Here is an 18,728-nt window from a genome sequence, read left to right as displayed (position 1 = left end):
GCTTGAAATGCTTAAACTTTTTGCTCAACAAATTTTATAAATTATAAAATATAACTTTTACTCCAATACAGGTGTCTCGAAATAACATTCGAGGTAAGGATTCAGGTCGTAAAAATAGGGATAAGTTAAGGAAAACCCATGTCACGACCGATGTGGGCACGTAATGCTTCAGCAAAAAAGTTGACGACACAACGTTGCTGAGAACGACAGGTTTGCACAACAGTCAAAAGTCTGGCGGTGTTTTCAAATCTTTCCAAGGAGCGAGAACCTCCGCGCTCCCTTACGCTTTGTAACAGCCAATCAATGACAACGTTCTGCCAAATTGTTTCAGGAGGTACTTCTGGATGCATGGCGAAAATACCACCACTGATCAAACTTGTTTTGGAGATTATTTAAAAGCCTCAAAGCTCTTGCTCCCCCTTGCGGTATCCATTTATTGAAAGCTTTACTTAATTTGGATTTGAATTCCTTGGCCCATAATTCGTAAGCTTTATGATCAGCCTGGGTTTGCCATAAGTGATAATGCTCAAAAGCGCACATCTTGCAGACTAATAAATGCTTTGCCAATACTCTCATTGTGTAATCCAGGACATTTAATTAAACCCTTGAAATGCCTGCGCATATGTGCCAAGCACTTTTGTTGGGCTACTACAGGGTAACCATTAGTATACACGCTTTTCGTCGCTGCGCTCGAACTCCACCATACTTATCTCCTAGCAGTGACTCTAGTTCTTTTCGTGAACGTGTATCTGCTGCTCTTTATAGGCAAAAATCCTGGTTGGCGACTAGCCATAACCATTCCTTTACCCCAATGACCCCCCAAGGGGTTTCATCGACATGGACATTGGGTTGTTCTATTTTTACCCAATTTTCCAGTTCTAGTACCGGCTGTTCTATGGCTTGGGCTACTAGGCACGTTGGTGGCCCCTTTGGTTCCGACTCCAATCTCTACTTCACCCATCTGCTAAATCAACTCTTACACTTAATTACGCCCACCTACTTAGCATATCCAAATTTACACTATATACCAAGTTAGTATACAGGAAGTTTTTTTTTACAAAACTTTATTTTTTAGGAACGCAGTATCAGGTGATGAGAGAGTAACTTATTACTGTATCATAGTAAGTACCGCGCGCCGAATTAATTACCTACTATAATTCTCTGTAACCCTTGAATTAAAAGAGTTTCAGTTTTTGCAAATTTGTAATTAATTTTGTGTACCTGCTTACATTTGAAAAACTGTAACAAGGTAAGCATATGCGCTACGCGCACGCTACGCGAACAGCGGTCAGCGTTCAGCCGTCAGCTTAAAATAAACACTGCTTGGTGGGATTAGCAGTGGTGGCTTTCTAATTAGCTCAATAACAAACTCAACAAACTCAGGAAACAAACTTTTTCCGAGCTACATGAGTAGTTTCAAAGATTTTTTCCAGACTTGACCAATCTTCCTGTTCAATCACCTCAATTATCTGGTCAAGGCGATCGCGATACCCTACAAGCGATCGCATTATCGACTCCTGATTGTAACGAGCCATCATTATTCCCAGTTCTGGATTACCACCCCCAACACGGCTAGTATCACGAAAACCAGAACTAGCTAACTGTTGGGCTAACCTCAACACCACTGGGTCAGTCTCCTGCATACAAGCATCAATCAAACTCCCACTCACCATCACCGGTAGATGAGAAATCCATGCTACCGCTTGGTCATGGTTTTCCGGGCTTGTGATGTAAACCAATGACTTAAGCGATCGCACAATCTCCTCCACCTTCTCAAGTGCTGGTGGTGGTGTTGTCTCAATCGGCGTCAGTACGTAAGGGTTTCCGGCAAATAGATTAGACACCGCAGCTTCCACACCCCTGTGTTCCGTTCCTGACATCGGATGACCACCTACAAAATTTTCCCACAGGGGAGCCATTTCTCTAACTACTGGCATTTTGACCGAACCAATATCAGTGATTACGGTATCCTTGTTAAGATAGTTGACTAAATCCTTGACAGTAGAGGCGATCGCGGCTATTGGGGTGCAGATAAACACAACCTCTGCTGTGGCTAGGATACTTAAGTCAATACTCGCATCATCAACAATGCCGTGATCACGTGCGAATTGACAGGTTTTTGGTTGACGAGAGACTCCCAAGACCTGGTGACCTTGTGCTCTCAAGTCCAATCCTAGGGACCCACCCATCAATCCCAGTCCTACAATACCAATTTTCATTGTCTCTCACCCGGATTCAGCCTATGCCATGATAAATATTAATTTTTGTTAGATTGTAATGAATGTCAGGGAAATTATCCAACAATATGCAGCAGGGGTAAGAGATTTTACAGCTGCGGATCTTACTGAACTTAACCTAAGCAGCGCTACTCTTAGTGGTGCCGACTTGAGTGAAGCTAACCTGAGGGTAACTAACTTAAGTGGTGCTAACTTGAGCGGCACAAACCTCAGCAGAGCCAACTTAAACGTTGCTAGACTCAGTGGTGCCAATCTCTCTAAAGCCAAGTTAACACAAGCACAGCTCAATGTAGCAAATTTGATTCGGGCTGATTTAAGAGGTGCCCAACTGATTCAGGCATCACTGATTCGTGCTGAGATGGTTCGTGGTTCCCTAAGTGGAGCAAATCTAACCGCAGCAAACCTCTCTGGTGCTGATTTACGAGAAGCCACCCTCAGACAAGCTAATCTCAGCCGCGCTACCTTCAATGAAGCCAATTTAGCCGGGGCAACCCTTAGTCAAGCAAATTTGAAGGGAGCCCACTTAAATGGAACAAATCTGTACAAAGCCGATTTCAGCGGTAGCAATCTTAAAGGGGTTGAAATCAGACAAGGAAATCTCACCTGTGCCAATTTTAGGGGAGCCGATCTCAGTGGGGCAAATCTACGCTGGGCTGATTTAAGTGGAGCAAACCTCAGTTGGGCTGATCTCAGCAACGCTAAATTAAGTGGAGCTACCTTAGTTGGGGCTGATTTGAGCAATGCCAATTTAGTTAATACCAGTTTAGTACACGCTGATCTTAGTAAGGCCAGGCTGATTAAAGCCAATTGGATTGGAGCAGATTTGACTGGTGCTACCCTCACTGGGGCAAAACTATATGCCGTTTCCCGGTTTGGTCTCAAAACCGAAGGATTGATCTGTGAATGGGTTGACTTGAGTCCCGATGGCGATAAAAGTCAAATTATCCGTCTGTCTTCCGAAGCTGCCAAAACGTTTTTCAACGAGACCCTGCCAACAGTAAAAATTATCGTTGATACCCCGTTAGACCTCAAAGCGAATTTGGCTTTAGCCTCGATTTACAATCAGATAGCTAATGTTTCTGAAGTCTTCAATCAAGCCCCCAGCCTTGAGGTTGGTGTCCGCAGAACAACCATTACCTTTACAAGCAACAACGCTGACTTATTCATTATCGCTTACTTGGCAATTGTCCCCTTCAAAGATGGAGGTCAAACTCATCGCAATATTGTGACCCTATTAAATAGCCTACCCTCACGCTCAATATACAGTTTAAATAATCAAGACAAACAGCAAATACATAAATTAATTACAAAGATTTGCCAAACTATTGAGCAGCTTAAACCAATTAAAACCGCTAAGTTAGCACCAGAAATAAAATCATCTGCTAACTTCTTTATTGCTCCGACTCAGACAATTATTACTAACTCTAGAGACTACTCATTAAGTATTTATTATAATCAATATTTTGGGAAGTATCTGATGAATCAATCAAGCTGGAGCGAGCAATCTGAAGACACTACAACACCATCAATACCAGTATCAACCCTGCCTCCAGTGAGCCAAATTGTTGAATTTATTAAAGCCTGGGATTATTTGACCGGTTGATGGTGTAGACAACAACGACATTTAAATTGAGATATTAATTGAGATAATATGGCAATTTTAACCAGATATCAATTACGGCTTTATATCATGTCAGGGTAATTACCCTTAATAAAAATCTCCCCATCTCCCCATCTCCCCATCTCCCCACCCTCTCCTTAATTATGGATATTCAACCAGACTTGATATTAGGAATGCCTAGGAGTGCGTTCGCGAAGCGGAGGCCGAAGGCCACGCTACGCGAACGGCTTTGCCGAATCGCTTATCTTGAACTCAGGTTAATTAGATATTTGCTTTCTCCAAATTCTAATCTGCTGATCCCAACCACCACTAACTAGGGTTTGACTATCCTGGCTCAAAGCAACAGCCACAACATAGCCCGAATGACCATTTAAGGTGCTTTTCAACTGAGCGCTCCTCATATCCCACAACTTAATGGTCTTATCCCAACTACCGCTAATCAAGGTACTTCCATCTCTAGTAATCGTTACTGACCACACCCCATCTGTGTGACCCGTCAACGTCCTAGTCAGTTTACCAGTGTTAAGATTCCACAAGCGAATCGTGCCATCTCCTCCACCACTGGCTAAGGTTTTCCCATCCAGACTAATTGCCACAGACGACACCGATCGAGAATGTCCCTTGAGGATACGCACTAACTTACCTGTAGCTAGATTCCACAGCCGAATAGTGGTATCTTGAGAACCACTGACTAAGGTTTTGCCATCAGGAGAGATTTCAACAGAATTCACCGAACCTAAATGTCCGGTAAGGGTATGCAACAGTTTACCCTTAGCCACCTGCCAAATCTTAATAGTGTTGTCCCAGCTGCCACTAACTAAAGTTTTGCTATCTACACTGAAGGCTAAAGTCGCCACTGTATCTTGATGTCCAGTCAGGGTAACTAACGGTTTACCCGTGTTAAGATTCCAGGTCTTGATCATACGGTCATCACCGCCACTGACTAAAGTTTGACCATCCGGACTAATCACCACAGCATTCACTGCACCACCGTGACCTCTCCAGGTACGAATTAATTGACCAGTTGACAGATTCCACAGGGAGATAGTGCCATCACTATGACCACTAGCGGCCATCAATCCCTTTACTGATCTCCCTTGAGCAAGGGTGCCAATTGCCACAGAACTCACTGAGCCAGTCCCTACTTTAAGGGTATTGGCCAACTTGTAGAAAACTGTTCCGGTCTTGGCAGAGGCAGCTGTAGGAGAGACAGCGACTTGAGGAGTCTTTACAGGAGTTGGCAGTTTCAGCTGAGAGCGCCAGGTTAAATAGGTGTCAATGGCAATCCCAGATGCCACAATTGTGTCAGAATCACCCACTAACCTGACCATGCCATTAATGCCAATTACCCGCCCCTGATGGTCTAATACCGGTCCACCACTCATCCCAACTCTCACCAAATTGGTATAACTCAGAGCATATCCCCTAGGAAGTTTAGAAGCAGCATCCGTCAGCAGTCCTTCAGTATTAATAAACCGCCGTTGTTGAGAAGCACCTCCAGAACGAGGCCATCCAGCCACATAAACCCTTTGACCTGCACTGATTTGCTGGGAATTCCCTAACCTAGCAACTGGGTAGTTAGAGGTGCTAATGAAAGGTAAGATCGCTAAATCTACCCCTGGCATCCGTCTGATATAACGGGAGTCTACAGGATAACGATTGCCATCAGGGGTTTGAATCCTGTAGATGCCAGCTTTTTGTAGCACATGAGCACTAGTCAGGATATAATAGATATTTCCTTGGCGTTCAACAATTATCCCACTCCCACCCTGTTTTGGACCATCAATCCGGACAGTAATCTGTTGCGCAATACTTTTCGCAGCTGGTGTTGATATCACCACTGTGGGAATTGCTGCAATGATGGCGATGCTACCAATTAAAAACCCTGGAACTGTTTTAGATAAGATGTTCATCAAGCTTGACCGGAATCAATGGCGACGTTTCCTCTAGTTTTCCCTGTCTTGATGCACCCTATTATCTTTGAGTATTATCTTTGAGTCAGTTTCCAAAATGCTTTAGCAAATCGTTTTCCAACAATCAAATAACTTTCGGTTGTCAAGTGGACATAGTCTTGTAAAGCCAAGTCATCTGTAGTAATCATCCTAGTAGCTGGTAACTGGACTGTTGCCTGTTGCGCTTTCACGGTTTCCCAGTTCGGGAGCGTTTCTGGATCAGTAGTAGTGCCAATTTGAGCAAAAACTACTGGTAACTCAGGTTTACCTAAGTCTTGACGGAAATCTTTTACCAAGGTAACAAATTTATCAGCCCACTGATTGGGGAAAAACGTTATATCTGAGTCTTGAGAAGGCTTTTGAGCATCTTTTTCCCCTTGAAAGAAAAGTATACCGGTGATTTCTCCCATCACAGAAGCAGCACCTACTCGCTTTAAGCAAGAGCCATAAAGGGTATCCTCACTCAGGCTTCTTTGCCACTGTTGAATGGCACTGCCAGACTTGGCACAAGGAATCAAACCGATGATTAGCTCAGGATTGTATTTCAATAATTCAGTAGCAAACGCCATCCCCGGACCTACCCCAGCTGACTTATCTTCCGAAACTTTATCAACTTGTTTGGTTTGTGAATCAATAGGTTCGGTGGCTAGATGCCAGCGGTAATCGTTTCCAAACACAAAAACGTTGGGGTGAGTAACGGAACTAGCAGGTGTTAGCTTACCTGTTCCGGACATATTCGACTGTCCTGCCAAAATAAATAGGGACATCTTGCCTTCAAAATCTGGTGGAATCACATTGATTTCCCGAGACTCAGATTTATGCTTAACTAAGAAGCGACTAATAATACCGTAGCGTTTGATAAACTTACCGACTGGATAATACTTCTGGAGAAGAATACCAAGAAAAAGACCGATAGCTAGAAAGGAAATAACTGTCCAGGTTTCCATTAATTAATTGATACCATAATCCTCGACTAGTAAATTCCAAAGATGATGTCACTGATCAGTAAGTTTCCAAAATGCTTTAGCAAATCTTTTTCCAACAATCAAATAACTTTCCGTTGTCAAGTGGACATGGTCTTGCAAAACCAAGTCATCTGTGGTAATCATCCCAGTAGCTGGTAACTGGACTGTTTCCTGTTGCGCTTTCACGGTTTCCCAGTTCGGGAGCTTTTCTGGATCAGTAGTGGTGCCAATTTGAGCAAAAACTACTGGTAACTCAGGTTTCCCTAAGTCTTGACGGAAATCGTTGACTAACTTAACAAATTTATCAGCCCACTGATTAGGGAACAATCTTCGACTTGGGTAGGCTTGAGGATTAAGGGCATCACTTTCTCCCTGAAAGAATAGTAAACCTTTAATTTCTCCCATTAGTGAAGCTGCATAGGCTCGCTTTAAGCAAGAGCCATACAAGGTATCCTCACTTAGATGTCTTTGCCACTGTTGAATACTAGAGTCCCATTTAGCACAGGGAATTAAACCAACAATCAGTTCAGGATGGTATTTGAGCAATTCAGTAGCAAACGCCATCCCTGGACTGACTCCAGCTGACTTATCTTCCGAGACGTGATCAACTTGTCCACTTGGTGAATCAATCGGTTCTTTGGCTAGATGCCAGCGGTAATCGTTTCCAAAGACAAAAACTCTGGGGTGGGTAACGGAACTAGCAGGTGTCAACTGACCACTTCCTGACATATTCGACTGTCCTGCCAAAATAAATAAGGACATCTTGCCTTGAAAATTTGCAGGAACTGGTTTGCTTTGATTATCCTTAATGCTAGAAGTACTCAGGATACCGTAGCGTCTGAACAACTGGTCTACTTGAGCAGACTTTTGTAGTATAATACCTAAAAAAGCACCGATAACTATACCGATAACTAGATATAAAATTATTGACCAAGCTTTCATGATATAGCATGTTTATTTGAGATGTTCAACACTTAGGATTTTACGGTTATCGTAGTAATGAAGTCCACAGGATTTTTTCCCTATTGCCTATTGCCTATTGCCTATTGCCTATTGCCTATTGCCTCTTGCCTACTCCCTACTCCCTACTCCCTACTCCCTACTCCCTACTCCCTACTCCCTACTCCCTACTCCCTAGGACGAAAGTACCTCACCCAATTCAGAACTTTTATAATTATCAATGACTTGTGAACTTTGCGGAAGAGATGTAGAGCGATTGACAGTTCATCACTTGATTCCTAGACAAAACACTAAGCGAAAAAAGATGAAACCTGGTCCAACGATTACTATTTGTCCTGCTTGTCACCGACAAATACATGCTTTATTCCCAAATACTCGTTTAGCTCTGGAATTGAATACCTGTGAAGCCTTAAAAAATGACCCTCAGATGCAGAAGTTTTTAGCCTGGGTCAGAAAGCAAAAGCCTGATAAGCGGGTGAGGGTTCATCGTTCTTAAGCGTTCGCGTAGCGTGACCATTCGCGTAGCGTGGCCGTTCGCGTAGCGTGGCCAAAAGGCCAAAAGGCCAAGGTCAATCGCATAAGCGCGTTTGTATCTGGATTGTCAACACATGTATTCGATAAAAAGGCAAAAGGCAAGAGGCAAAAGGCAAGAGGCAAGAGGCACAAGGCAAGAGGGGAAAGATATACGGAGTTTTATTGGATAAAAAAATACCTCTTAGGTTTACATCTCAACTAAAAATGCAATACCTGTCCTTTTCGTGAAAAAGATAATTACAAATCCTGATTTTTACGCTTGGTCAATGTTATTTAAAGCTCACTGGTTCATGCTTTCAAGCTGCTTGTCACCCCGTGAAAGTCCTGGCTCAAATAACTTTAAAATCCGAGATAGTCTCAATCCACACCCTTGCGCCACAATGTAGCGGATTATCAGGGCGATACATCACCCGACAGGGGCCATTGACTTCTACCGTATGACCGTAAATGTTTTTAGAGCCTCGTTTTACCGTAATCACTGGATTGCGTTCCCCGGTGTTGTGATTTTGGCGAATGACTTTCTGATTAACGTGGATTACAGCCTTCGTGTAATTTGTACGCTTTGACCAATTCCGCTTTGGTCCACGAGTGCCAGGCGTGACCACTGGCATGCCATCAAACAGAGGAATCACCCAAGTTCTACCGACCTTATATGCCCCTTTGACTCTGCCCTTGCCCAGAAGGTAACGGACGCGAGTGGCGGAAACACCTAGTAATTCAGCGGCTTGTGCGGTAGAAATCATCATGAGGCAAAAACCATTGCTTTAACGATACTATTATTATAACCAGATTTTAAAGAAAATGCAAGGGGTTAGAAAAACTATTGCATTATCGCCACGGAGTAGCCGGAGTGGGTGGAGTAGGTTAAGTGAGCTAAATAGGTGCTGTGGGCGCTTTGAAACTATTGCATTGTTGCCATCTTAAGGAGTATCGGGGGTCGGATAGGTGGAGTGGTGGTAATAGGATTAGTAAATGAAATAGTGGTAATGGGTTTAGTGGGTGCTATAAAACTATTGCATTGTCGCCACGAAGTAGTAGCAGTGGGTGTAGTGGGTTAAGGTAGTTTAATAGGTGGTATAAGTGCTGCAAAACTATTAGACCTCTTGCAAAAGTATTTTTCTGATAGTGTTTGCGTCAATTATTGTCCACTGTTCCCAGATCCGCTGTTCCCTGTTCCCGACAACTGCCGCGAAGTCTATTGCATTGTCGCCATCTCAATGAGGATCGGGCGCGGGGAGATGGGGTAAATGGGGAGACGAAATTGATGTGTAGCCATAATTTACAGAATTGGTATCACTACAAATCAAATTTGAGATTATACCCTGCTTCAGTCATTAATCGTAGGGTGGGCAGTGCCTACCAAAGCCCTTTGCAAGCTTCATTATCTGTCTGGTGCACTGCCCACCCTACATGAACCAAGCTTATTGAGAATGGTGCAAGATTTGAGTATAACTACAAATCAAATTTGAGATTATCCCCTGGGTGACTGAGCAATAAAAAAGTACCCTCAAGGGTACTGTCTCGTGAAAATACTGAGCCTAGAATAGATTTATTGACCGTTGACCGTTGACCGTCAATCATTCAAGTTGGCATAGATATCCTCAACAACTTTTAGATCATTTAACTTAAACAAGAGAGACATGAGCGAAACCAATATTTATCAACAAATTTGGGAAAGTGACGAAAACCAATTCTCGGTTAGCACTCGCACTAGCTCCGGAGAATGGGAAGACGAAACTGCTGACATTCTATTAGATGAGCAGGTCAAAGCTAGCGGTCAACGGTAAATCGACTTAGCCACCCGACCCTTATTCCATAAAGTCAATGAAGACAAATTGTGTGATGAAACCCGCACCTATGTCAGTTTCATTAAACTTTTAGATAACTACGCTATTCGTTCTCTTGACCCAGAATTTCCTCTCGGAGAAGAAGAACATGAGCAGTTAGATTTTCTTTCTTTGATTCTCTCTACAAAACCGATCCAGCTTGCCCGAAACTATATTAACGAAGAGTTAGGTGAGACTCTTTCGGAGCAGCAATTTAGACTCAAGCTACAGCGAATCTGGTTTGAACTCTACACCAATTACTACAAGGGCAAATCAACTCACTTCGCTTCTGGCTTTGAGCATGTATTTGTTGGGGAAGGAAAATACAATATCCGCTCTGGAGATAAACGAGAAACCCTTGGCACCATTTCTGGTTATCACTCATGGGTTAAATTCTACCTTGATGAACAAAATCAGCGAGTCAACTTTCTTGGCTACAAGTATGACTTACGAGGGAATCAAGGACCGAATAATCCCAACGTTGTCACGTTACAAATGACCCAAAACGTGACTGATATGGGAGGCAATGTTATTGCTAAATTGTTCAAGAAGAAAGGCGGATTTTTTGTTGGACCAAGCCCTGAATGTGAAATCGCGCTCGCAACCGTTGCCTCCGCATGAAAGTGTCTATGGCAAAATTCGTGACAAGGGTCGAATTACTATCAATGATGCCACTTACGATTTAGTCCTCTACCGCAGTACCAATCCCAATGGTAGCCGTGGCGAGTTTATTCGTTCCTTCTTTCCCATCTTCCTGAGCAAGGATGGCACAAAAGAACCGGAGGATGGTACAAAAGTTGTGCCAGTAGATGATATCATTAAGAATGATGGTCCTGTGATAATCGTAGCGGCATTACCTAATCCTGAAGGTTCCGATCAAGGGGGAAGGGAGTGGGTTGAGTTGAAGAATGTGACCAGTGAAGCCATTGACCTCACTGGCTGGGAGATGGCAGATAAACTAGGTCGTCCCCAACTCCTGAGTGGCATTCTCCAACCTAACGAAGTTAAGCGCTTCCCCATCACCCGTTTAACTCAATCAGACATGCACTTGAGCAATAAATCAGGATTGATCACATTACGCGATCGCTCCTCTAACCAGATAGCAACAGTGAAATACTCTCGTGCTCGTTCTGGTCACATCTTCCAATTTAATAGTGATATCGAGTCAGGTTAATCACTTCCTATTCAGGTTAATCGTTAATTGTTAATTGTTAATTGTTAATTGTTAATTGTTAATTTTCAATTTCAATTATCGATTTTCAATTGACGATTAACCCAGAATGATAAGTATTCAACCAGACACGATGAACTACTTATTTACAGAGCCATCAGGCATAATTGCGCCCTTGAGGTTAATGCCCTGGCGCTGAGCCCTCCTGATGTCAAAGTTAGCGCCCTTGAGGTTAGCCCCGCCCAGGTTAGCACCATGCAAGCGAGCACCGTTTAGGTTAGCCCCCTCTAGGTTAGCTCCCCACAGGTTAGCCCCCCTGAGGTTAGCTCTCCACAGGTTAGCCCCCTCTAGGTCGGCACCACTGAGATTAGCCCCCTCCAGCTTAGCTTGCTTGAGGTTCTTATCCTGTAGGTTGATGTTTGGGAGATTGCAGCCTGGGCATTCTCCACTGGTTAGCAACTGTCTGGCTGGACTGGTGAGCCAGGCATAGGTTATAGCCGATGAAGAAGCAGCCACAAGGCTGAGGGTGGCAAGTTTTACTACTGCTTTTGTTGGTTGTATAGCCCGCAATAGTGTTTTTAGAGGAGTGACATCATTCACTACATCAATCTGCTTCAGGGCTTTTAGGGCAGTTGCGGCATCGGGATAGCGATGTTTGAGGTTAGGTGCAACCATTTTGTCTAGCCAATGAATAAACTGGGGATTTAGCTTGGGCAACAGTTGTTTGAAATTAATCCGATAATTCTCATCAACTAAGGTGTTGATTTCGCTAGATTTTGTCCCTGTCAGCAAGCAAATCAGGGTTATCCCTAAGCTATACAGATCAGATGCTTTGGTCAATTGCCGATTAAACATCTGCTCTGGTGGCATAAACCCTACACTACCTTTAACAACGCTACTGAGGGTCACATCCCCACCTGCTATCCGGGCAAAACCGAAGTCTACTAGATACACCTTCAAGTTACCCTGTCTATCAACCAAAATATTTTCTGGTTTAATATCTCGATGAATCACAGGAGGTTGCCGCCGTTGCAAGTAAACCAAGACTTCCAAAACAGCGATCGCAATTTGCTTAACTTCTTCTGGTGTCCAGTGGTAATCTTCGGCGAGGGAAGGTGCTGGTTTATATTCTTGGACTAAGCAAAATCCAGTGGGAGTGTCAAAAGAATCGATATAGCGAGGAATGCTAGGATGATTGAGCTGCTGCAGGAGTTTAATTTCTCGTTCATAAGTGTCGTATTCTGCCCAGCTAGTGCCTAATTGGGAAAACTGCAACTGCTTAATCACAACAGGTTGCTGAGTCTCCAGTTGTGTCGCCAGGTAGGTGACTCTACCCCCAGCGTGATTTTGTCCTAACTCTTGTTTAATTTCATAGCCCTGGGGGCTAAAGTCTAAATCCTTACTCATAGTGCTAATTTCAACTGTCCATGTTTAAGAAGCGAATATGATGACCACCGAAGAACACACATCTAATATCTATCCTGGCATATAGTTTTTATACCCAGTTGTTTTCTGTTGTAGCAAATGAGGACAAAATCGGGAGAGGGAAGAGGGGTGAAGAGTGGAAGCTTTGGGGTTGTCAACAATTTTCAGATCATCCCGCAACGGGAGCAACGTCCATCATTAAAATGGCTGATCACTGATATAGCAGAAGTCACAAGTCAGAAGTCACAAGTCAGAAGTCACAAGTCACAAGTCAGAAGTCACAAGTCACAAGTCAGAAGTCAGAAGTCACAAGTCACAAGTCAGAAGTCACAAGTCAGAAGTCACAAGTCAGAAGTCACAAGTCAGAAGTCACAAGTCAGAAGTCACAAGTCAGAAGTCACAAGTCAGAAGTCACAAGTCAGAAGTCACAAGTCAGAAGTCAAACTCTTGCGCTTACTTAGGTTTGAGACTTTTGTCATGTCCGCGCCTGCCCTGGCGACTGCTATAGCTGATTTAATATAGCTGATTTAATATAGCTGATTTAATATAGCTGATTGCTTACATCCCATTTCCTACCGGGTGATGCTACAGCAAATCCAATTACTTCTGTAAACCACTAATTCCGGAAACACTGTTGGTTTCTTGAAAAAAACTAAATAGAAGTGATTCTGGTAGGAAAAAATTCTTTGACAATTAATCCAAATCATTCCCTATGGGGAAAGCTCCTGAACGGACGTTATCAAATCATTGAATCTCTAAGTGCTGGGGCATTTGGCAAAACCTATATCGCAGAGGATACCCGACAACAGGGCCATCCCCGCTATGTGATTAAGTATCTTCAGCCCAAAAGCGATGATCCTCAAAAATGGCAATTTCTTAAGCGTCTCTGGCTCAATGAAGCTCAAACCTTGATCAAACTGGGTAGCCATAACCAAATTCCTCGTCTACTTGATTATTTTGAAGATCACCACGGATTTTACTTAGTTCAAAAGTTAATTATCGGAGAAACTCTTAGTACTGAACTGCCGATCAGCCAAAACAGTAATAAACGCTTTAGCGAAAACCAGTGCATTGAACTATTACAAGATGTTTTAGGCATCCTAGAATTTATTCACCGTCAAGGGATAATTCATAGAGACCTCAAACCCAATAACCTAATCAGACGAGGGTCAGACCGTAGGCTAGTTTTGATTGACTTTGGTGCTGCTGAGCTGATTAATTCAAAGCCAATCGAACCCCATCTGACCGAGATCCCATCCTCTGATCGATCCAAGACAATTCGCCCCTTCGCCTACATACCCCCAGAGCAACTTGCTGGTCAATCCCTTCCTAACAGTGACATTTATTCCCTAGGAATGATTGCGATTCACGCCCTCACAGGGATGACCCCAATGCAATTGGCTGACCCTGAGACTGGTGAGATTGATTGGCGAAAACATGTATCGGTTAGCGATCAAATGGCGTTTGTACTCAACCATATGGTGTCTTACCACAGCCAAGACCGCTATCAGTCAGCAACTGATGCCTTAATCGTACTTAAGACACTGATGTGTAATCAAAGTCCTCAGTTAAAAGTATCTATTGCTAAGTCTGACTCAGAACTGATAACGGAGCACTCACCACTCAGTATCAAGTTTAGTGACAATAACACTCTTGAATTAAACGTGCTGGATACTCAGTCTGACTCAGAACTGATAACGGAGCACTCACCACTCAGTATCAAGTTTAGTGACAATGACGCTTTTGAATTAAACGTGCTAGATACTCAGTCTGACTCAAGGGTTACCATTGAACACTCAGCACTGACTAGGGAGTCTAGCTCACAACAATTAAAACAGGCAACGCCTAAATCTGACTCAGGACTCAAAACTGAGCAGGAAACACTCAGGAATAAAGACTCAGAACTTAGTAATAAAGAATCAGAACTTAGTAATAAAGAATCAGAACTTAGTAATAAAGAATCAGAACTTAGTAATAAAGAATCAGAACTTAGCAATAAAGAATCAGAACTTAGCAATAAAGAATCAGAACTTAGCAATAAACACTCAAAAATTAGTAATAAAGAATCAGTAATTATTACTGATGAGCCGCCATTAGATTGGAAAGTGTATGTCCGTGAATTCGCCCTGTATAGCTGGCCAAAATTGCCACCTTTACTGAAAGGAATCGGAGTGGGAGCAGCAAGCTCCAATGCTATAGCCATTTTAATCGGACTTTATGCTTTACTGAATGCTTCTGCGTCTCGTTCTGAATTTGATATTCTACAAAAGGCAATCAAACACTATCAAGCCGGTGATTTGAAGGAAGCGATCGCACTAGCAGAATCGATTCCTAGCGATAGCCTGATCTATGAACAATCCCTAAATACGGTTCAACAGTGGCAGCAACAATGGCAAAGTGCTGAAGCTCTGTTTAAGGCTACAGAGCAAGCCTTTTATCAAGAACGATGGTCAGATGTGCTTGAGGGATACCATAAAATGCCCTCAATTGGCTATTGGCAAAAGAAGATGGAGCCATTAGTCAACAAGGCAAAACCTCGCCTTGAAGCAGAAGCCCAAGGGTTATTAAAGCAAGCCTACAAACAAGCATTAGCCCAAGACTTTAGCAATGCGATCGCACTACTCGAACAAATCCATCCAGAAACCCGCACCGGTGCTAAAGTCCAAGCAAAGCTGAAGGAATATCAGCAAAAGCAACAGATTCGAGCAGAGTACTTGTTACAAGAAGCCTATGAACAAGGAGGACAGGGGAACTTTATTAAAGCGCTAGTGTATTTGTCTCAAATCCCTAAAGAAACCCCCACCTACCAGAAAGCGAGAATCAAGATAGCTGAGTATTCCCGTAAGCAGCATTTAAAGGAAGAAGTGGAACGACAAGCTGCTTTAGCCAGAGCAGTGTTAGAAAAACAAAGGCAATCAGGGGTTAACCAAAAACCGTTGCTCAACGTCAACGTTGAATCAAGCCGTTCCCCACTCAAGCATGGGTTACAGTGGCAAGAAGTCAACCATTAGGATATTATTGTTGACTACTGACTGTTGACTAATGAATTTTGACTACTGACTGGCTCATAGTTAGCTGACTGTTTAATGTTAACTAATAATCGTTAACTGAAAAAGTACTCAAAACTCCCGACACAACAGTGATTTAAAAAAAATTTGCGAAAGTACTTGCCAGACTTTGTACTTTATGATTATAATAAGTAGATGTGATGAGCAATTGTTTGGCAATCCTCAGTAGCTCAGCGGTAGAGCGGTCGGCTGTTAACCGATTGGTCGCAAGTTCGAATCTTGCCTGGGGAGTTTCATTAATAAGTTGAATTAACGCGCTGTTAGCGGAATTCCCCACTCGTCTTACGGTAGGGATGGATAGGGGCACTTATTTGAGTTTTTCTCTTTTAAATTTAGATCAATAATCCCTAATGGCGTGGGCGTACCTTATAATTGATAGCTCTGTTTTCCATAAGGCTGGCCTGTTTCAACTCATTATGCTCTTGATCGGAAAAAGCGATGCAGCCCTACTCCCTACCCCCTACTCCCTACTGCCATTAACCCAGAACGAAAGTACCTCACCCAATTGAGAACTGCTATATAATAGTAATAGGTCTCGAGATAGCTTGTGGAGCTGGGATTACCCGACCAATTAAGCTGCTTTGTTGATGACCGCAAGCTTTCAATTTATTAATACATTCATCAGCTTTTTCGGCTGGAATAGCTGCTAGAATTCCACCAGAGGTTTGAGGGTCAAATAACAACGGGTAGTTAGGTAAATGACTAACGTCTAATCTATTCTTGATGTAGATAGATAATTGTAAATTTTTAGGGTGAATAGAACTAGTTATTCCTGCTTCTACAGTTTCTATTGCTCCTGGTAAAATCGGAATTGCTGCTAACTCTAATTCCACGCCTACGTTTGAGGCTTTAACCATTTACCGGAGATGCCCTAACACTCCAAATCCAGTAATATTAGTACAAGCTGTTGCGCCACATTCACGAAAGACTTGGGCGGCGGTTTGATTGGATAGTAACATCGATTCCACTGCCTGTTCAATCCAGCGACCTTTGGCTTGGTAGCGCATATTAGCAGCAAAGAGAGTTCCCGTCCCAATGGCTTTAGTCAGAATCAGCACTTGACCAGGTTTCATCCCGCTTTTGCGCAGCAGTTGTTCAGGATGAACTAGACCGTTGCAGGATAGACCAAAGGTATCAGTAACTAGAATAAATCCCTGCTCATCTGTGGTTAATCCTGAGGCTTTAATCCAACTCGGAGCCGAAGCTTGAGTCACCCAAAAGACATGATGGCATTCTACAGGGTCATTTCCACAACAAATTAATGGAGTGCAATTCCCACAGTTATTTACTCTCTCCATCCAAACCCTTGCCATGTCGATACTAGCGATTGCTGGTGCTGGTATTGCTGGCATGGTGCTGTCTTTTCCAGCAGCCCATAATTTTCTCCTTCCCGGTGGATTGCTCAATCCCAATCCCAAGGCATTAACTATTGCGTCGGTACAAGGTTGGACAATACTCGTGCTAACTCGGATAGTCCTACTGTTTTGCCGAGCCATTCCCGCACCGATTTGGGCAATAGTAGCCCTGTTTGTCCTGTTTCCTGGAATTTTACCCAGTGCGATCGCACTCGGATTAAACAACCTTGGTATTCTAGGCACATTAATGACAGAAACCAACGAAAACCTGGAAAAACCTCCTTTAGAAGCCTTGAAAGCCCAGGGAACTCCGGGAATGCTGCTATTTCTCTATGGGATACTCCCGATTAACTTGCCCCGTTTCCTAGCTTATATCCTCTATCGCTGGGAAGTCTGCATCCGGGAGACTGTCATGGTTGGTAAGTCGTAGCTGGAGGCTTAGGTCTGTTGCTGACCGAACAATTGAGCAGCTTTGACTATAGCAGTGTAGTAGTCTCTTTTGTTTCGTCATTTTGACCTTTTTAGTCGATTGGGTCAGTGCTGCGGCTAGAGGCTCAAGAACTTAACTAGTAATCCTGAGATTTCTCAAAAACTTGAGATACCATGACTAGGACCAAGTATTTCGACACAACTATACTGGAAGCAAAATGATTGATCTCCCAAATCCTTCGCCATACTTGAATTAACATGAATGCTTCCCCCACCTGCGTTCTCGTGGTGGGGGTGTCCGTCTTGATTACAAGGGTTTATCCCTCGCGACAGGCGGCATTCCCGCCGAACACCCAGGACTTTTGCTGGAGTGCTCCCCCAAGTCGTTTCCGCTATGGGGCTTGTATTAGGAACTTTTACCTAGAGTCTGACGTATATAAACCGACTACACAGGATTTATAGGTTTGTTTTCCCTGGCGTTGAGAGGTCGTGCCTCTAGGTTGCTCAGAATCTTGTTCTGTCCTTTGCCGTACCGCTCAAGCTAAATTAATTATAACACAATTTGTCGTTCCTTGACCCGCACCTGAACGTTCGCGCAGCGTGGCCGTAGGCCAGGTGGGGGAATGCGTCACAAAATCTGTTCAATTAACGTCACCCCATCACCCCATCACCTGATCACCCCATCACCCCATCTCTGAGTCAACCCACTCTCTAGCTATTTTTATTCGCACAAAAGAAACTTTTTGTCGATGATTTACGTCACCTAAGGTTATGACAATTGTCACAACCCCTATTACCACAGGATCACCTACGATCCCAAAAAAAATCAGGATACTGAAGATAGGGGTAACTACTTAATAACGTTACTACTAGATGACGTTGCGACTAGAGGAGTGTAAAATGTTCGAAAAACTTATCTTAGCTATAACCTTCACCTTAGTACTTTATTTATCGTCAGATTTCGGTTTAATCAGCACCGACTCAACATCTTCTGCTTCTCCAGCATCGGACTTTACAGAGGAAGTTGTGAGTCAATTAAAATCAAACTGACATCTAACCAGGGCTATTTCATTCTCATGAAAGCAAATAAATGCTAGATTTACAGGTTAAACCAGTGTTTCATGAGTTCCCATGGGTTTGCCACCCCCACCTGCCCCTACAATCTTACTTCCAAGCCTTCCCCCA

Annotated in this window: 21 protein-coding genes and 1 tRNA gene; 11 read left to right on the top strand and 11 right to left on the bottom strand. The window is 43.3% G+C overall.

Annotated elements, in window-relative coordinates:
- Positions 1-125: 125 nt before the first annotated feature.
- The 3 genes from F6K51_RS14900 to F6K51_RS14890 all read right to left on the bottom strand — a co-directional run bounded on the left by F6K51_RS14900 (position 126) and on the right by F6K51_RS14890 (position 2,219).
- Positions 126-350, bottom strand: a complete 225-nt coding sequence (locus F6K51_RS14900) for a hypothetical protein (protein ID WP_293021381.1) — start codon at positions 348-350, stop codon at positions 126-128.
- A 409-nt stretch (positions 351-759) separates the two neighbouring features.
- Positions 760-945, bottom strand: coding sequence for a hypothetical protein (locus F6K51_RS14895; protein ID WP_293021380.1), 186 nt, complete (start codon positions 943-945; stop codon positions 760-762).
- A gap of 434 nt (positions 946-1,379) precedes the next feature.
- Positions 1,380-2,219 (bottom strand): prephenate/arogenate dehydrogenase, encoded by an 840-nt coding sequence (locus F6K51_RS14890; RefSeq protein WP_293021379.1) that lies wholly within the window; start codon positions 2,217-2,219, stop codon positions 1,380-1,382.
- Positions 2,220-2,277: 58 nt separating this feature from the next.
- On the opposite strand from F6K51_RS14890, the gene F6K51_RS14885 reads away from it, so the two are divergent.
- Positions 2,278-3,840 (top strand): pentapeptide repeat-containing protein, encoded by a 1,563-nt coding sequence (locus F6K51_RS14885; protein ID WP_293021378.1) that lies wholly within the window; start codon positions 2,278-2,280, stop codon positions 3,838-3,840.
- A gap of 275 nt (positions 3,841-4,115) precedes the next feature.
- Here the strand turns inward: F6K51_RS14885 and F6K51_RS14880 are convergent, their stop codons facing one another.
- The 3 genes from F6K51_RS14880 to F6K51_RS14870 form a co-directional block, all read right to left on the bottom strand.
- Entirely contained in the window at positions 4,116-5,771 is a 1,656-nt protein-coding gene (locus tag F6K51_RS14880; RefSeq protein ID WP_293021377.1) for a trypsin-like peptidase domain-containing protein, read from the bottom strand.
- A gap of 74 nt (positions 5,772-5,845) precedes the next feature.
- On the bottom strand, positions 5,846-6,757 hold the full coding sequence (locus F6K51_RS14875; RefSeq protein WP_293021376.1) for a sialate O-acetylesterase: 912 nt from the start codon (positions 6,755-6,757) through the stop codon (positions 5,846-5,848).
- A 48-nt stretch (positions 6,758-6,805) separates the two neighbouring features.
- Positions 6,806-7,717 (bottom strand): sialate O-acetylesterase, encoded by a 912-nt coding sequence (locus tag F6K51_RS14870; RefSeq protein WP_293021375.1) that lies wholly within the window; start codon positions 7,715-7,717, stop codon positions 6,806-6,808.
- Positions 7,718-7,828: 111 nt separating this feature from the next.
- Here F6K51_RS14870 and F6K51_RS14865 point away from each other — a divergent pair, with 111 nt between their 5' ends.
- The gene (locus tag F6K51_RS14865; RefSeq protein ID WP_293021374.1) at positions 7,829-7,966 is read left to right on the top strand and encodes a hypothetical protein; all 138 of its coding nucleotides are present in this window, start codon (positions 7,829-7,831) and stop codon (positions 7,964-7,966) included.
- Positions 7,956-8,231, top strand: a complete 276-nt coding sequence (locus F6K51_RS14860; RefSeq protein WP_008177627.1) for an HNH endonuclease — start codon at positions 7,956-7,958, stop codon at positions 8,229-8,231. The genes F6K51_RS14865 and F6K51_RS14860 overlap by 11 nt, the downstream gene beginning before the upstream one ends.
- On the opposite strand, the gene F6K51_RS14855 is transcribed toward F6K51_RS14860, so the two are convergent.
- A complete protein-coding gene (locus F6K51_RS14855; protein ID WP_293021373.1) occupies positions 8,228-8,392 on the bottom strand; it encodes a hypothetical protein in 165 nt (54 codons plus the stop codon). The two genes, F6K51_RS14860 and F6K51_RS14855, sit on opposite strands and share 4 nt — an antisense overlap.
- A 206-nt stretch (positions 8,393-8,598) precedes the next feature.
- Positions 8,599-9,015: a helix-turn-helix domain-containing protein gene (locus tag F6K51_RS14850; protein WP_293021371.1), complete on the bottom strand. Its 417-nt coding sequence runs from the start codon at positions 9,013-9,015 to the stop codon at positions 8,599-8,601.
- An 894-nt stretch (positions 9,016-9,909) separates the two neighbouring features.
- Between F6K51_RS14850 and F6K51_RS14845 the strand changes: the two genes are divergently transcribed.
- The 3 genes from F6K51_RS14845 to F6K51_RS14835 are packed head-to-tail and all read left to right on the top strand — an operon-like array spanning position 9,910 to position 11,269.
- Positions 9,910-10,056, top strand: a complete 147-nt coding sequence (locus F6K51_RS14845) for a hypothetical protein (RefSeq protein WP_293021369.1) — start codon at positions 9,910-9,912, stop codon at positions 10,054-10,056.
- A gap of 48 nt (positions 10,057-10,104) precedes the next feature.
- A complete protein-coding gene (locus tag F6K51_RS14840; protein WP_293021367.1) occupies positions 10,105-10,716 on the top strand; it encodes a hypothetical protein in 612 nt (203 codons plus the stop codon).
- Positions 10,703-11,269, top strand: a complete 567-nt coding sequence (locus F6K51_RS14835; protein WP_293021366.1) for a lamin tail domain-containing protein — start codon at positions 10,703-10,705, stop codon at positions 11,267-11,269. Before F6K51_RS14840 ends, F6K51_RS14835 begins: the two co-directional genes overlap by 14 nt.
- A gap of 135 nt (positions 11,270-11,404) precedes the next feature.
- Here F6K51_RS14835 and F6K51_RS14830 read toward each other — a convergent pair whose 3' ends face one another.
- Positions 11,405-12,673, bottom strand: a complete 1,269-nt coding sequence (locus F6K51_RS14830; RefSeq protein WP_293021365.1) for a serine/threonine-protein kinase — start codon at positions 12,671-12,673, stop codon at positions 11,405-11,407.
- A 147-nt stretch (positions 12,674-12,820) separates the two neighbouring features.
- Here F6K51_RS14830 and F6K51_RS14825 point away from each other — a divergent pair, with 147 nt between their 5' ends.
- The 3 genes from F6K51_RS14825 to F6K51_RS14815 all read left to right on the top strand — a co-directional run bounded on the left by F6K51_RS14825 (position 12,821) and on the right by F6K51_RS14815 (position 15,990).
- On the top strand, positions 12,821-13,213 hold the full coding sequence (locus tag F6K51_RS14825) for a hypothetical protein (RefSeq protein WP_293021364.1): 393 nt from the start codon (positions 12,821-12,823) through the stop codon (positions 13,211-13,213).
- A gap of 164 nt (positions 13,214-13,377) precedes the next feature.
- The gene (locus F6K51_RS14820; protein WP_293021363.1) at positions 13,378-15,702 is read left to right on the top strand and encodes a protein kinase; all 2,325 of its coding nucleotides are present in this window, start codon (positions 13,378-13,380) and stop codon (positions 15,700-15,702) included.
- Between the two features lie 216 nt (positions 15,703-15,918).
- Positions 15,919-15,990: transfer RNA gene (locus tag F6K51_RS14815), tRNA-Asn, on the top strand.
- A 284-nt stretch (positions 15,991-16,274) separates the two neighbouring features.
- Here the strand turns inward: F6K51_RS14815 and F6K51_RS38445 are convergent.
- Positions 16,275-16,616: an AIR synthase-related protein gene (locus F6K51_RS38445; RefSeq protein WP_364302074.1), complete on the bottom strand. Its 342-nt coding sequence runs from the start codon at positions 16,614-16,616 to the stop codon at positions 16,275-16,277.
- A complete protein-coding gene (locus F6K51_RS38440; RefSeq protein ID WP_365939964.1) occupies positions 16,617-17,111 on the bottom strand; it encodes a hypothetical protein in 495 nt (164 codons plus the stop codon). It abuts the gene before it with no gap.
- Between F6K51_RS38440 and F6K51_RS14805 the strand changes: the two genes are divergently transcribed.
- Together F6K51_RS14805 and F6K51_RS14800 are read left to right on the top strand one after the other, a co-directional pair.
- Positions 17,071-17,544, top strand: a complete 474-nt coding sequence (locus tag F6K51_RS14805) for a hypothetical protein (RefSeq protein WP_293021362.1) — start codon at positions 17,071-17,073, stop codon at positions 17,542-17,544. The genes F6K51_RS38440 and F6K51_RS14805 overlap by 41 nt on opposite strands.
- An 899-nt stretch (positions 17,545-18,443) precedes the next feature.
- Positions 18,444-18,593, top strand: a complete 150-nt coding sequence (locus F6K51_RS14800; protein ID WP_293021361.1) for a hypothetical protein — start codon at positions 18,444-18,446, stop codon at positions 18,591-18,593.
- The last annotated feature ends 135 nt before the right edge of the window (positions 18,594-18,728 follow it).

This window comes from Moorena sp. SIO3I8 (assembly GCF_010692325.1).
Classification (GTDB): domain Bacteria; phylum Cyanobacteriota; class Cyanobacteriia; order Cyanobacteriales; family Coleofasciculaceae; genus Moorena.
The sequence above is the reverse complement of the archived record's forward strand: the minus strand, read 5'-3'. Positions and strand labels throughout refer to the sequence as shown.